The organism is Oceanobacillus sp. FSL K6-0118 (assembly GCF_038006665.1).
Lineage (GTDB): Bacteria > Bacillota > Bacilli > Bacillales > Amphibacillaceae > Oceanobacillus > Oceanobacillus caeni.
In genome coordinates this window covers 1,883,094-1,896,828 of sequence record NZ_JBBOVR010000001.1, presented here as the reverse complement: position 1 = coordinate 1,896,828, position 13,735 = coordinate 1,883,094, and the positions used below count along the sequence as shown (strand labels likewise).

The following is a 13,735-nucleotide window of genomic DNA, read 5'->3' as shown; positions in this document are numbered from 1 at the left end:
GCGAGACTTTCCTATTATTAGGATTGTTTACTGTTGACTATTTATGTAATTAACAGCATCCCCTACTGTATTAATTTTTTCAGCTTCTTCATCAGCAATTTCCATATCAAACTCATCTTCAAGTTCCATTACTAACTCAACAACGTCTAGTGAATCTGCCTCTAGGTCATCTTTAAAAGATGCTTCTAGCGTGATTTTTTCTTCATCTACATCAAGACGATCGATAATAATTGCTTTAACTCTGTCAAACACATCTGCCATTACTATTCACCTCCCTTCAAATAGTATCAATTAATTTAGCAAAACTTATTCTTAGCTAAATTTTTAATTTCAAAAGACTTTCTTAAAATTGTATAATATCATATCCATAAAATAAATTACTAGTAAAAACTCAAGAAATTTACATAACCATTCCGCCATCAATATGAAGCGTTTGACCTGTCATATAATTTGCATCATCTGAAGCAAGGAATCGAACTACTTTCGCAACATCTTCAGGTTGTCCTAATTTATGTAAAGGAATTAACCCTAACATTCCTTCTTTTTGTTCATCTGTTAATTGATCTGTCATATCTGTTGCAATAAATCCAGGTGCTACAGCATTCACTAGAATATTACGTGAAGCAAATTCCTTCGCAGTTGTTTTTGTTAAACCGATGACTCCTGCTTTAGCAGCCACGTAATTAGCTTGTCCAGGGTTACCAGATACACCAACAATCGAAGCAACATTAATAATTTTACCAGATCTTTGCTTCATCATTTGTCTAGCTACGGCTTTCGTACATAAGAATACCCCTTTTAAGTTTGTAGTAATGACATCATCAAATTCTTCTTCTTTCATTCGCATTAAAAGATTATCCCTTGTTATACCAGCATTATTTACAAGTATATCTAGGCTACCAAATTGGCTGGTAACTTCTTTTATCATGCCTTTAACTTCCGATTCATTCGCAACATTCGCTTGGATTTTGAATGCTTTTACACCGTAGCTTTCAATTTCTTCCACAACTTGTTGCGCTTTTTCTTCACTGCCAGCATAATTCACAGCAACATTTGCACCTTTCCTCGCTAGTTCAAGTGCAATTGCTCTTCCAATACCTCGAGATGCACCGGTTACTAAAGCATTTTTGCCTTTTAACATTAGTTATCCTCCTTATACCATGAGATAAATTTATTCATTGAATCGATATCTTGTATTGAGAAAGTTGGTATCTTCCGGTCGATTTTTTTCAAAAGGCCGCTTAAAACCTTGCCATTTCCAACTTCCACAAATGCATCTATTCCTTCCTCCATCATGTTACGTATGGACTCTTCAAATCTCACAGGAGAATACAATTGTTTAATAAGAAGATCTTTTATTTCATTTTTTTTTGAAACTGGTTTAGCAGAAACGTTAGCGTAAACTGGAATTTTAGAATCATTAAATTCTATTTGATTTAAATAGTTAGAGAATTCCTCGTTCGCGGATTTCATTAATCTGGAGTGGAATGGACCACTAACATTTAAAGGTAAAACTCTCTTCGCACCATTTTCCTTTAATAATTTACTTGCCTCTTCAATTCCTTCCTTCGAACCAGAAATAACTATTTGTCCTGGACAATTTAAATTTGCAATATCCACTACTTCATCTGTAATAGATTGTATTGCCTTTGCGATTTCCTGCTCGTTTAAGCCCAATACAGCTGCCATGGTACCCTTGCCTTTTGGAAAGGCATTTTCCATTAATTTCCCTCGGGTGGCAACAAGTGGTAATGCATTATCAAAACTTATTGCTCCTGCAGCAACTAATGCACTATATTCCCCTAAACTATGTCCAACTGTCATAACAGGTTCAATTTCCTCTTTAATAAGCAGTTGATGTACAGCAATACTTGAAAGCAATAATGAAGGTTGAGCATTTTCCGTTTCCGTTAACGTCTCTTTCGGTCCTTCAAACATTAATTTGGTAATATCTTTATTTAATAATTCATTTCCTTTATGAAAAAGTTCTTGAACTTCTGGATATGTATCATAAAATTCTTTTCCCATCCCAATATCTTGGGAACCTTGACCTGGAAACATAAAAGCAACACGTTTCATTTTTTTCACTCCTTCTCAAATTCCATTGATTCCACCGTTGTTTTGATAGTATCTGTTACATGATGATCCACCATATGTTTCGCTTGTTTTACAGCACTTACAATTGCTCTATGTTTAGAAGAACCATGAGCTTTTATAACTGGAGCTGCTAGGCCAAATAAACCTGCACCACCATATTCAGAGTAATCTAATTTACCTTTCAAACCACGTAAATCATTTTTTAGAATTGCTGCACCTAGTTTTGTTTTAAAAGAAGACATCATCGTATCTTTTAATATTGTAAAAAGACTATTTGCTGTTCCCTCGATTGTTTTTAAGGCGATATTCCCACTGAACCCATCTGTAACTACAACATCTGCTACCCCGTCAAGTAAATCACGTGCTTCCACGTTTCCAATAAAATTGACAGGTGCGTTCTTTAATTGTTCAAATGCTTTTTTAGTTAAATCATTGCCTTTTCCATCTTCCGTACCAACATTTAATAATCCAATAGTGGGGTTAGTAATGGAACGCACTTTTTCAGCATAAACGGAACCCATAATAGCATATTGTACAAGGTGTTGTGGCTTAGCATCTACATTTGCACCTACATCTAATAGTAGAAATCCTTTACCATCTATAGTTGGTAATGTTGGTGACAATGCAGGTCTATCAATTCCAGGTATTCTTCCTACGACAAACAACCCCGCACTCATTAATGCACCAGTATTTCCAGCAGAAATACATGCATCAGCACGTCCTTCTTTTACTTCCTTTGCAGCTAAAACAAGAGAAGCATTTTTCTTTCGTCTTACCGCTCTCACTGGTTCGTCATTTCCAGTAATAACTTCTTCTGTATGGATAATATCAAGATTCTCACGATTCGTTAATAGTGGATTGATTTGTTTTTCATCCCCTATTAATGTGATATGTAGATCTTTTATTTCAGAGACAGCTTCCATAGCTCCTAAAACTATTTCTTTCGGAGCGTGGTCTCCTCCCATGGCGTCAATTGCTAATCTCATGATCGTCTTCTCCTTTATCCGTAGATCTGTACATATGAAATATTCCAGTAAATACTTTTTCATTTCCTACAAAACTATTTACTTTAACTTTTGTTAGCCCTTTTTGGTTCCCCTCTACCATTGCTTTTGCCACTACTCGTTCGCCTTCTTTTACTTGCCTAGTAAATCTTATATCAGCCTTTGCAGTGAGTGCTAGTTCATCATTAATTAGTGCAACAGCAAGAGAATTGGCTTGAGCAAATAAATGGTGACCACGGGCTATTTTATTTCTTGAGAATACTAAATCTTTATTTATATCTAATATAGATATAGCTCTTCTGTCTAATTCTAGATCAATTACTTCTCCGATGACTTCCTCAAGTGGTAGTGCTTTTACAGTCTCATTCCATTGATTCGTTGCTACATTTCTTATCCTTTCTCTTAATTCCGGAATCGAAAGCTCCATCCGATCTAGCCGGATGGTTTGTATGCTAACTGAGAAGTAATTCGCCAATTGCTCGTCCGTTATAAATGGTGTTTTCTCTATCTTTTCTTTTAATAATTTTTGTCGTTCTGACTTTGATCGCTTCATCCTATCACGCACCGTTCAATCTATTAGCTTTATTCCCTCCGGCTACAACGGCCAGCAAACTTCACATTTCCGACTCATTCTATGACTTGGTACTAATAGTAATATATTATACCATTAACATTTATGCAAGTAATGTTATTAATCTAATATATTTGCAAATGAGGGGTCTTTTTCTAATAGTTGTCTTAAATAATAATATTCCTCATCAGCATATAGAAGATTATTCTCAATAATTTCTTGTGCATCGGAGCGTGCTGTTTCAAGGGCTTTAAAGTCATGTACCATATCCGCTACTTTAAATTCGGGCATACCACTTTGTTTTTTACCAAAAAAGTCACCTGGTCCCCTTAATTTAAGATCTTGCTCTGATAATTCAAAACCATTCGATGTCTCGGTCATAATTTTCATTCTTTCCTTACCGACTTCTCCTTTTGGATCAGCAATTAAAATGCAATAGCTTTGTTTATCTCCTCTACCAACCCTTCCGCGTAATTGGTGTAATTGCGATAAGCCAAAACGTTCTGCATCATAAATTACCATGATCGTAGCATTAGGAACATTCACACCTACCTCAACAACTGTAGTCGATACCAATACCTGTACTTCATTGTCGGCAAATTGTTTCATTACTTCTTCTTTTTCAGCCGATTTTAATCGTCCATGCATCAGCCCTACTTTAACTTCAGGTGGAAAAAATTCCGTTAATTGCTCATATAAGTCGACCGCATCTTGAATATCTAACTTATCCGATTCCTCAATAAGTGGACAAATAACATATGCTTGTTCTCCCAATGCTACATGTTTCTCAATCATACGTAACACTCGCTCGAACATATTGTCTTTCGCCCAGTATGTTTCAATTTCCTTTCTTCCTTTTGGCATTTCATTAATAGTGGAGACATCCATATCCCCAAAAGCCGTTATGGCTAACGTGCGAGGAATTGGTGTAGCAGTCATGAAAAGAACATCAGGTTTAAGTCCTTTATCTCGTAACATTCTACGTTGCTCCACGCCAAAACGATGTTGTTCATCAACAATAACAAATCCTAAATCAGAAAAATTTACATCCTCTTGAATTAACGCATGTGTCCCTATTAAAATATCTATCTTATGCTCTTCTAATGCAGATATTATTTCCTTCCTTCTCTTACCTTTAACGGATCCCGTTAGCAACGCAATATTGGCTTTATCCTTAAATAATTCAAGTAAGGATTCATAATGCTGCTCCGCTAAAATTTCTGTCGGTACCATGAGAGCTCCTTGTTTTCCCGCTGTCTTTGCTGCGTATAATCCGATAGCTGCGACAGCCGTTTTTCCTGACCCTACATCTCCCTGTAATAAACGATTCATACGGTACGGGGATTTCATATCTTTTAATATCTCTTTTAAAGACTTCCTTTGTGCATTTGTTAAGGTAAAAGGGAAACCTTGAATAAATTGTTCAACTTCCTTTTCATCGTAACTTTGTGCGTTTCCTATAGAAGCTTCACGATTGATTTTACGTAATAATTGCATTTTTAATTGAAAAAGTAAAAATTCCTCAAATATAAATCTTCTTCTCGCATGTTTTAAAGCTATTCGATTCGGTGGGAAATGCATTGTTTTAATCGCAGTTTTTCGTTCAGGAAGTTTATAGGAAGTTAAATATCTCTCTGGAATAAATTCTGTTATTTCATTCCATTTATAATCCATTGCAGATTGAATGGTTTTTCTTATTCTTGCATTCGTAAGCTTCCCTCTTAGTGAATACATAGGTTGAATGGTTGCATCTTGATTAGCTGGTCCGATTTTATAATTGCTGACAGTTATTTGAAGCCTGTGGGCATCCCATTTTCCCGTTAACGTCACAGTGGCATCTGAATGTATTTGTTTCTTGGCAAAAGCTCTATTAAACATTACTGCCTTAACCGCTACACCTTCTACTTCAACAGTAAACGTAAGTCGTGATTTTTTTCTGCCATAAACTTGAAGTCTTGGTTCATGTATGACGGTACCTTCAATCGTCACTTTGTCCTCATGAATGAGTTCAATAAGCGGTTTAATTTCAAATACATCATATCGATAAGGGAAATATTCTAATAAATCTCTTATGGTATAAATATTTAATAATGCCAATTCCTCAGCGTATTTTTCACCTATTCCAGTTAGTTCTGTAATAGACTCATCAAGCAAATTAATCACTCTTTCTATTAATAACTATTAAAATCGTTTTTAACTTTAGATTAAATTATAACAAAAAGTAGCAGAATCACCATGTAGAGATTCAAAAATAAAAAACACCAAACCGACGAACCCAAAACTATAGTTTCGGGTTCGTACAAAAATTTGGTGTTTTATTTATTCAACTGATAAAATATAGGAATAGATAGGTTGATCCCCTTTGTGCACTTCCACTTCAATATCCTCATATTCACTTTCAATATATGCCACAAGCTTCTCGACTTCAGACGATTGAACATCTTCCCCATATAACACGGTTACTATTTCATCATCATCTGATATCATTTCTTTTAACAATAGTTTTAGTGCTTCTTCTCTATTAGGATGAGAAGATTTAATATCTCCGTCAATGATACCCATAAAGTTATCTTTTTCAATTGTAATGCCATTAATTTGAGTATCTCGAACTGCATAAGTAATTTGACCGGTCTTTACTTGCTGTCTAGCAGAATCCATTGTTTGTTGGTTTGTTTCGATATCTGATTCGGGATGAAATGCAAGTATGGCGCTAATACCTTGCGGGATCGTTGTTGTCGGTACAACCGCAACCGTTTCTTCTACTAATTCAGCAGCCTGATCCGCAGCCATTCTAATATTTTTGTTATTCGGTAAGACTATAACGTTCCGAGCATTTGCTTGTTTAATCGCATCAGCTATATCCTGGGTACTAGGGTTCATCGTTTGTCCACCTTCAATAACAACGGTAGCACCAAGGCTTTCTAAAAGTTCCTTAATCCCTTTACCCATTGCAACGGTTACGATAGCATACTTTTTCTTTTCTTCTTCTGCAACCTTTTTCTTATGCGTATCTCCAACAATTGCACTATGCTGCTCACGCATGTTCTCAATTTTCATGTTGATGAGGCTACCATATCGTTGACCTAACGTAAGACAAGTCCCCGGAGTTTCAGAATGTACATGGACTTTTACAATATCTTCATCAGAAACAACTAATAAAGAGTCACCAATTTCACTTAATTCTTTTCGAAATTCATCTTCATTGTATGGATTTTCAGCTAACTTTTCTTCTTCAAACTTCACCATAAATTCCGTGCAATAACCAAATTTAATATCAGAAGTATCCATAAAATCTTGTGTCACTTTATGATGCTCTGCATTAACCATTTCTTCCATATCGATATTAGAAAGTCCTTCGGGTAATTCTTCACCCTTAAGTGCGGCTAAAAATCCCTCGTAAATAGTTACCAAACCTTGTCCACCTGAATCAACAACACCAACTTCTTTTAATACAGGCAAGAGTTCTGGAGTTCGCTTTAAGGAAGCCTTAGCCTCCTCCAAAATAACTTCCATTAATTGGATAATATCTGTTTCGGTTTTTGCTGTCTCTACTGCCTTTTTTCCAGCATCTTTAACTACCGTTAAAATGGTACCCTCTACAGGCTTCATCACTGCCTTATAAGCAGTTTTCACTCCAAAGTCAACTGCCATTGCAAAATCCTCAGCAGTAAGGGTTTCCTTTTTTTCCATCCCTTTTGCAAAGCCCCGGAAAATTTGAGATAAAATTACCCCAGAATTTCCTCTAGCACCCATTAATAACCCTTTGGAAAATGCATTCGCAACTTCTGAGGCATTGGAACTATTTAATTTTTTCACTTCATTTGCACCCGAAGTCATGGATAAATTCATGTTTGTTCCAGTGTCACCATCCGGTACTGGAAATACATTTAATGCATCAATCATTTTGGCGTTATTGGCTAAATGATGTGCTCCAGTTAAAATCATATTTGTTAACATAACGCCATCTATTTTTTCAAATGTCACAATACTTCCTCCTACTTAAAGAACCTAATCTCGGGCTACCCGGACTCCTTGAATGTAAATATTCACAGAGTCAATGGATAGACCAAGCGACTGATTCAATGCGTATTTTACCTGAGACTGTACATTACTAGCAACTTCGGATATTTTGGTTCCGTAGCTAACTATAATATACATATCTATATGTAATTTTTCGTTTTCTTGACGAACGATTATACCTTTAGAATAATTTTCTTTCCTAAGTATTTCAGCTATTCCGTCTCTAATTTGACTTTTTGAGGCCATGCCGACAATACCATAACATTCTTCGGCGGTTCCCCCAGCAATTGTCGCAATTACCTCATTCGTAATCGTAACTTGACCATCATTCGTATTTAGCTCTATGGACATAAAAATCCTCCTTAAACCCTGCTAATATATGAAAAGTATACTATATATTAGCCTATTTTAAAAGAATGACTCTAACTATTCTAAAATAACCAATTGCAATCTTTTCTTACTTATGATAAATTGTATAAGTATTAATGTCACATGTTATAGAGTAAGGAGGGAATAACATGGCTAGAAAATGTGTAGTAACTGGACGTAAAACTAGCACAGGGAACCTACGTTCTCACGCTATGAATTCCAATAAGCGTAAATGGAAAGCTAATGTACAAAAAGTACGTATTATGGTAGATGGAAAACCTAAAAAAGTTTATGTATCTGCTCGCGCACTTAAATCAGGTAAAGTTGAACGCGTTTAATATACGTTTTACATTAGTGAAATAAAAAGCACCCATCCATAGGGTGCTTTTTATTTTACCTTTTATGATTAATCATCACAACACACAAAAAAAGAGCCCTTGCCTTTTAAGGCAAAAGCAATCCTTATAATTAATCTTTTTTAAAAATACCTATGACTACTTTCACAATTCCACTAATGAATTTCGGGAGTTTTATAGTATAAAATTTCATAAGTGCCCTCCTCTAATGACAATTCCATTTTATTCAGGAATTGCACTGCGACTCTTTACAACTAATAATATGCCTTTCTCATAAAAAAAAGTACCAGAATTTGAAATAAGCTCATTAGAAATACATAGAGTCGAACCCCAATGGATTGTTTTATTTTGAAGAGGATAGTAGAAATTGGTTAGTGTTAACCCTTCTACTTCTTGAGAAAATGGAATAAAAGATATATATCGATATCTTAGATCCTTTTTTATACTATGTTCTCCCGGAAATGTTAATTCCATTTCATTTAAATAATCAATTAACATTGCCCGAATTCCCTTTTTTCGGATTCTATATAATAATTGAATGTTTATTAATTCATGATCCAATCTTCCACCAGTAAATCCAAATAAATAAATAGTAGACGGATCTTTATCAAAGGCTTTTTGTATTGCTAACTCTAAATCTGTTTCATCCTTCCTAGCAGGATATTCTTCATAAACAATCGCATTCGCCTTGATTTTTAATTTTTCTTCCTCATTAACGGAATCAAAATCACCAACTGCATAATATGCCTTTATACCATGATTTAATATATAGAGAGCTCCACGATCGGCACCAATCCACACATCCACGTCGTCCTTATATTGTTTTAAATCTGGTAATGTTTCGATTGGACCGTTTCCTACAATTCCTATCTTAGCAGTCATGTTCATTAACCTTTAGTTACTTGAAGAATATTTTGAATGGCTTCTTTTCGGTTTTGATGATTAAAAACAGCACTTCCAGCTACAAGTACATCTGCTCCAGCATCTGTACATAATTTTGCTGTTTCAACATTGACACCACCATCAACCTCAATTTCAAAGTTAAGATTTAATTCAGCTCTCCATTTAGCAATTTGTTCAATTTTACTTAATGTGTTAGTAATAAATGATTGCCCACCAAACCCAGGGTTAACTGTCATAACTAAAACTAAATCCACATCAGGAAGAATAGGATAAATAACATCAGCTGGAGTTGCGGGATTGATTACAACCCCTGCTTTCACGCCTTGATCTTTTATTAATTGGATTGTACGGTGTAGATGTACGCATGCTTCTTGATGCACCGTAATAATCGATGCACCACTTTTTGCGAAAGATGGAATATACAAATCCGGATTTTCGATCATTAGATGGACATCTAGTGGTAGATTTGTTATAGGTTTAATAGCATCTACCACTAATGGACCAATTGTAATATTAGGCACAAAGTGACCGTCCATTACATCTACATGGATATAGTCAGCTCCTCCTTGTTCCACCTCTTTTATTTCTTCTCCTAATTTTGAAAAGTCCGCTGATAATATGGATGGAGCAATTTTTGTCATAATTAATACCTCGGCTTTCTCGTTTGTATTTCTTTTAAAAAGTCTAAATAATGTTCATATCGAAATTCTTCAATTTCACCATTGCTTAATGCTTCTTTAATAGCACATTTTGGTTCCCTATGATGTAAGCAACCACGGAATTTACAATTACTTCTTCGTTCTCTCATTTCTGGAAATAGTTCTGGTAATTCTTCAAGCTCAATTTCATTAAAGTCAAGAGCGGAAAAGCCTGGGGTATCTGCAACTAATCCGCCTTCTACTTCTAATAATTCCACATGCCTAGTTGTATGTTTACCTCTTCCTAAACTTTCCGATATTTCACCAGTAGCTAACAATAAACTTGAATCTAATAAATTGATTAATGAGGTTTTACCCACACCAGATTGCCCTGCAATAACAGTTATATGGTTCTTCAAATATAATCCAATATTGGGGGAATAGTTGGAGTCCTTTGTTGAAAGTAATTCCACTTGGTAGCCTATGTTTTCATAAACTTTCTTATATTTTTTTAGTTCTTCCAACTTTTCCTCGGACAATAAATCTATCTTTGTAATAAAGATAACCGGTTTTATATTTTTAAATTCAATTAGTACTAGAAACCGATCTAAAAGTTTAGTACTAAATTCCGGTGCTATGGCAGAGCTAACGATAATAGCTTGGTTTATATTCGCAATTGGCGGACGAACAAGTTCATTTTTTCTGGGCTTAATTTCCATAATATATCCTTCGTTAGGACCATTTATTTCAAATTCTACCATGTCGCCAACTAGAGGGGTGATTTTTTTATTTCTAAATACCCCTCTTCCCCTACATTGGTAAAGATTATCGTTCGATTTAACATAGTAAAATCCACTTAAAGCTTTAATAATTCTGCCTTCTGCCATTTATTCACCATCCTCATAGTTTAATTTTTCTTCTTTAATTAATTCATCTTCTAACATCACTTTGTATTCCGCTGAACTATCCGGTGCTATCGTTACTGTAAATGATACTTCATCATCACCAGTTATTACTTTATCCTCATATAAATCTGAAATATTATGTTCCGCGTCACCAATGTAGATTCTTACAACCTTTTCTGAAGGCTCTTCTTTTTCTTTTTCCTTTTCTTCTTTTTCTTCTTCTTCCGATTCAGAATCAGCGTCTTCTGACTCGGAATGGCTGTACTCTATTGGTACCTTAACTGAAACTGTTTTTGGTGGTTTTGGTTCTGGTCCAGTAGAAATATATACATTTACCGTATCACCATGCTGTAAACTTGTTCCCTTACTCGGTTCTTGACTTATTACATAACCGGCTTCAACTGTATCGGAATTTTTTTCAACCTTATTCATTTGTAAGTTATTATCCTCTAATTCTTGTTTTGCTTCCGCTTCCGTTAATCCTGTTAGATTACCTAAGTATACAGGTTCGGGACCTAAACTTACCTCAAACCTCACCGTTGTATCACTAGGTACTACTTCACTATCTGGATTAGGGAATATTTGTGTGATTATTTGGCCTTGAGGTAAACTTGAGTATTCTTCATATGGAATAAAATTTTCAAATCCAGCTACTTCAAGCTCTCGTTTAACCTGACTATAATCTTTTCCAACATAGTCTTCAAAAGTAAATTTTTCTTTACCAGTACTTATATAAAGTGTAACATTAGAACCTTCATTTACAGTTCTTCCAGCACTAGGACTTGTTTTTACAACAAGATCTTCATCTATGTCTTCTGAACTAACCATTTCTTCTTCGACTACCAGATTCAAATTTTCTAATAAATCCTTCGCTTCATCTGATTCCATTTCTTTTACCTCAGGTACATCGACTTGCTTTGGTTGAAATAGACCTGGGATGAAAAACAAACCAATGACACCAATTAAAAGGATTATAAATATAGAAAGAAATATGGGCCATTTTCTTCTCTTTTTCTTTTGTTTCGTCTTTTTCTTTTTCTTTCCTTTGGCTTTTTTATCTCCCTTTTTTAACTTTTTCTTTGGAGTATCTTCCGGATGATTTTTCGTTAAACCGTTTGTATGGATGATTGTTTCATCATCATTATTACCTTGAATGTGGTCATCTGTAATAATCGGTATCGCTTTTGTTTCATCTCCTGCCTCTACGGGTGGAGTATAGGGAGCTTCATTCATTTTATCCGGATCAAGTGCAGTCTCTACTGCCGTTTCCAAATCGTAAATCGTCTCATACCGATGAAAGGAATCTTTGGCAGTTGCTTTTAACACTATATTTTCAACGCTTTGAGGGATATCTGGATTAAACCTCCTAACAGAAGGTGTATCACTCTGTAAATGTTTCAAAGCTATCGATACGGGAGACTGTCCAGAAAATGGTAATCTCCCTGTTAACATTTCGAACATTACTATTCCTAATGAGTAGATATCCGACTTTTTAGTAGCCATACCACCACGTGCTTGCTCGGGAGATAAATAATGTACCGAACCTAGTATGGAATTAGTCTGGGTAAGTGATGTCGCACTTAATGCGATTGCAATTCCGAAATCAGTTACTTTCACCTTGCCAAAATTATCGATTAATATATTTTGTGGTTTAATATCTCGATGGACTATATTATTTGCATGGGCATGAGCAATTGCAGACGTAATTTGTTTCATAATATCCAATGTTTCCGTTACGTCGAGTGAACCATTGCGCTGTATGTATTCTTTCAATGTCATCCCATCTATGTATTCCATTACCATGTATAATAAATGATCTTCTTCCCCTACATCATAAATACTTACGATATTTTCATGAGAAAGACTGGTGGCAGATTGAGCCTCCCTATCAAAACGAGCGATAAATTCTTGATCATTGGCATATTCTAAACGTAAAGATTTTATGGCTACATCACGTTCCAGAATAGTATCCCTAGCTAAATATACATCGGCCATTCCACCAGCACCAATTTTATTTTTTATTTCATACCGCTCATTTAAAAGGTGACCACTTCTCATTCATTCTCACCTTCTTTCAAAGATGTATGATTTGAAAGAAGAATTAGAGAAATATTATCCTCGCCACCTCTATTATTAGCCAAGTCAATTAATTCTTGGCAAGCCAAATGGATATCGTCATGTTTGTTAATAATTTCAAACAGTTCTTCATCAAGAATCTTATCAGTTAGTCCATCTGTCGCAAGTAAAATTTTTTCATTTTCGTCAATCGAAATCGTCTTTATGTCAGCATCAACCTGTAATTCTGAACCTAGCGCTCTTAACACAACATTTTTTCTCGGGTGATGTTTAGCATCATCTCTCGATATTTGACCAGACTGAACTAGAGCATTGACTAGTGAATGGTCTTCTGTTACTTGTTTTAGTTTATGTTGATTAAGCAGATAACATCTACTATCACCAATATGAGCAACCGTTAAAAACTCGTCAATGTGAACTACGATAACAAGAGTTGTCCCCATTCCTTCACACTCTTGGTTGTTCTGTGCATGCTCATAAATAGCTTTATTAATTTCTTGAATCGTATTTTGTAACCATTCCTCGATTTCATTAGGTTTTTCGAATTTCTTTGTATTCTTCCACTGTTTATCTATTTGGGTTATAGCCATTTTACTAGCGACATCACCAGCCTGATGCCCACCCATTCCATCAGCAATAACTGCTAATAGTTGATTTGTAGAATTATAATATATTCCACCGGCATCTTCATTGTGACTTCTTACCCTACCCCTGTCAGTTAAGAATGTTCCTCTCATAAAATACCCCCAAGCATAAAGAGTTAAAAACGTTCCGATTAAAGGTTGTTCAAAAAGTC

General features: G+C 35.3%; 15 protein-coding genes. 1 reads left to right on the top strand and 14 read right to left on the bottom strand.

Annotated features, from left to right (window positions below; translation table 11 throughout):
* Window positions 1-27: 27 nt before the first annotated feature.
* The 8 genes from acpP to MHI02_RS09755 form a co-directional block, all read right to left on the bottom strand.
* On the bottom strand, window positions 28-261 hold the full coding sequence (gene acpP, locus MHI02_RS09790; RefSeq protein WP_047186015.1) for an acyl carrier protein: 234 nt from the start codon (window positions 259-261) through the stop codon (window positions 28-30).
* A gap of 139 nt (window positions 262-400) precedes the next feature.
* Entirely contained in the window at window positions 401-1,141 is a 741-nt protein-coding gene (fabG, locus tag MHI02_RS09785) for a 3-oxoacyl-[acyl-carrier-protein] reductase (protein ID WP_047186014.1), read from the bottom strand.
* Entirely contained in the window at window positions 1,141-2,079 is a 939-nt protein-coding gene (gene fabD, locus MHI02_RS09780) for an ACP S-malonyltransferase (protein ID WP_216883628.1), read from the bottom strand. Before fabD ends, fabG begins: the two co-directional genes overlap by 1 nt.
* A 5-nt stretch (window positions 2,080-2,084) precedes the next feature.
* A complete protein-coding gene (plsX, locus tag MHI02_RS09775; RefSeq protein ID WP_216883629.1) occupies window positions 2,085-3,083 on the bottom strand; it encodes a phosphate acyltransferase PlsX in 999 nt (332 codons plus the stop codon).
* Window positions 3,067-3,654, bottom strand: a complete 588-nt coding sequence (fapR, locus tag MHI02_RS09770; protein ID WP_216883630.1) for a transcription factor FapR — start codon at window positions 3,652-3,654, stop codon at window positions 3,067-3,069. Before fapR ends, plsX begins: the two co-directional genes overlap by 17 nt.
* Window positions 3,655-3,792: 138 nt before the next feature.
* On the bottom strand, window positions 3,793-5,826 hold the full coding sequence (gene recG, locus MHI02_RS09765) for an ATP-dependent DNA helicase RecG (protein WP_145523415.1): 2,034 nt from the start codon (window positions 5,824-5,826) through the stop codon (window positions 3,793-3,795).
* 165 nt (window positions 5,827-5,991) lie between these two features.
* Window positions 5,992-7,656 (bottom strand): DAK2 domain-containing protein, encoded by a 1,665-nt coding sequence (locus MHI02_RS09760; protein ID WP_204798256.1) that lies wholly within the window; start codon window positions 7,654-7,656, stop codon window positions 5,992-5,994.
* A 24-nt stretch (window positions 7,657-7,680) separates the two neighbouring features.
* Window positions 7,681-8,043: an Asp23/Gls24 family envelope stress response protein gene (locus MHI02_RS09755; RefSeq protein WP_047186009.1), complete on the bottom strand. Its 363-nt coding sequence runs from the start codon at window positions 8,041-8,043 to the stop codon at window positions 7,681-7,683.
* Window positions 8,044-8,210: 167 nt separating this feature from the next.
* On the opposite strand from MHI02_RS09755, the gene rpmB reads away from it, so the two are divergent.
* A complete protein-coding gene (gene rpmB / locus MHI02_RS09750) occupies window positions 8,211-8,399 on the top strand; it encodes a 50S ribosomal protein L28 (RefSeq protein ID WP_047186008.1) in 189 nt (62 codons plus the stop codon).
* Window positions 8,400-8,529: 130 nt separating this feature from the next.
* Here rpmB and spoVM read toward each other — a convergent pair whose 3' ends face one another.
* From spoVM to MHI02_RS09720, 6 genes are read right to left on the bottom strand one after another with little or no spacing between them, the layout of a single operon-like run.
* Window positions 8,530-8,610, bottom strand: a complete 81-nt coding sequence (gene spoVM, locus MHI02_RS09745; protein WP_047186007.1) for a stage V sporulation protein SpoVM — start codon at window positions 8,608-8,610, stop codon at window positions 8,530-8,532.
* A 29-nt stretch (window positions 8,611-8,639) separates the two neighbouring features.
* On the bottom strand, window positions 8,640-9,299 hold the full coding sequence (locus MHI02_RS09740; protein WP_341165864.1) for a thiamine diphosphokinase: 660 nt from the start codon (window positions 9,297-9,299) through the stop codon (window positions 8,640-8,642).
* Window positions 9,300-9,304: 5 nt separating this feature from the next.
* Window positions 9,305-9,961: a ribulose-phosphate 3-epimerase gene (gene rpe, locus MHI02_RS09735; protein ID WP_341165863.1), complete on the bottom strand. Its 657-nt coding sequence runs from the start codon at window positions 9,959-9,961 to the stop codon at window positions 9,305-9,307.
* Between the two features lie 2 nt (window positions 9,962-9,963).
* The gene (gene rsgA, locus MHI02_RS09730) at window positions 9,964-10,845 is read right to left on the bottom strand and encodes a ribosome small subunit-dependent GTPase A (RefSeq protein WP_047186005.1); all 882 of its coding nucleotides are present in this window, start codon (window positions 10,843-10,845) and stop codon (window positions 9,964-9,966) included.
* Window positions 10,846-12,921: a Stk1 family PASTA domain-containing Ser/Thr kinase gene (gene pknB / locus MHI02_RS09725; protein ID WP_150874279.1), complete on the bottom strand. Its 2,076-nt coding sequence runs from the start codon at window positions 12,919-12,921 to the stop codon at window positions 10,846-10,848. It lies immediately after the preceding gene.
* Window positions 12,918-13,676, bottom strand: a complete 759-nt coding sequence (locus MHI02_RS09720) for a Stp1/IreP family PP2C-type Ser/Thr phosphatase (RefSeq protein ID WP_047186003.1) — start codon at window positions 13,674-13,676, stop codon at window positions 12,918-12,920. The genes pknB and MHI02_RS09720 overlap by 4 nt, the downstream gene beginning before the upstream one ends.
* Between the last annotated feature and the right edge of the window lie 59 nt (window positions 13,677-13,735).

Bases quoted from the DNA above. Each gene is read 5' to 3' on its own strand.
- MHI02_RS09755 (WP_047186009.1), bottom strand. From the start codon at position 8,043: ATGTCCATAGAGCTAAATACGAATGATGGTCAAGTTACGATTACGAAT.
- rpe (WP_341165863.1), bottom strand. From the start codon at position 9,961: ATGACAAAAATTGCTCCATCCATATTATCAGCGGACTTTTCAAAATTA.
- rpmB (WP_047186008.1), top strand. From the start codon at position 8,211: ATGGCTAGAAAATGTGTAGTAACTGGACGTAAAACTAGCACAGGGAAC.
- fabG (WP_047186014.1), bottom strand. From the start codon at position 1,141: ATGTTAAAAGGCAAAAATGCTTTAGTAACCGGTGCATCTCGAGGTATT.
- MHI02_RS09740 (WP_341165864.1), bottom strand. From the start codon at position 9,299: ATGACTGCTAAGATAGGAATTGTAGGAAACGGTCCAATCGAAACATTA.
- pknB (WP_150874279.1), bottom strand. From the start codon at position 12,921: ATGAGAAGTGGTCACCTTTTAAATGAGCGGTATGAAATAAAAAATAAA.
- spoVM (WP_047186007.1), bottom strand. From the start codon at position 8,610: ATGAAATTTTATACTATAAAACTCCCGAAATTCATTAGTGGAATTGTG.
- fapR (WP_216883630.1), bottom strand. From the start codon at position 3,654: ATGAAGCGATCAAAGTCAGAACGACAAAAATTATTAAAAGAAAAGATA.
- fabD (WP_216883628.1), bottom strand. From the start codon at position 2,079: ATGAAACGTGTTGCTTTTATGTTTCCAGGTCAAGGTTCCCAAGATATT.
- plsX (WP_216883629.1), bottom strand. From the start codon at position 3,083: ATGAGATTAGCAATTGACGCCATGGGAGGAGACCACGCTCCGAAAGAA.
- rsgA (WP_047186005.1), bottom strand. From the start codon at position 10,845: ATGGCAGAAGGCAGAATTATTAAAGCTTTAAGTGGATTTTACTATGTT.
- MHI02_RS09720 (WP_047186003.1), bottom strand. From the start codon at position 13,676: ATGAGAGGAACATTCTTAACTGACAGGGGTAGGGTAAGAAGTCACAAT.
- acpP (WP_047186015.1), bottom strand. From the start codon at position 261: ATGGCAGATGTGTTTGACAGAGTTAAAGCAATTATTATCGATCGTCTT.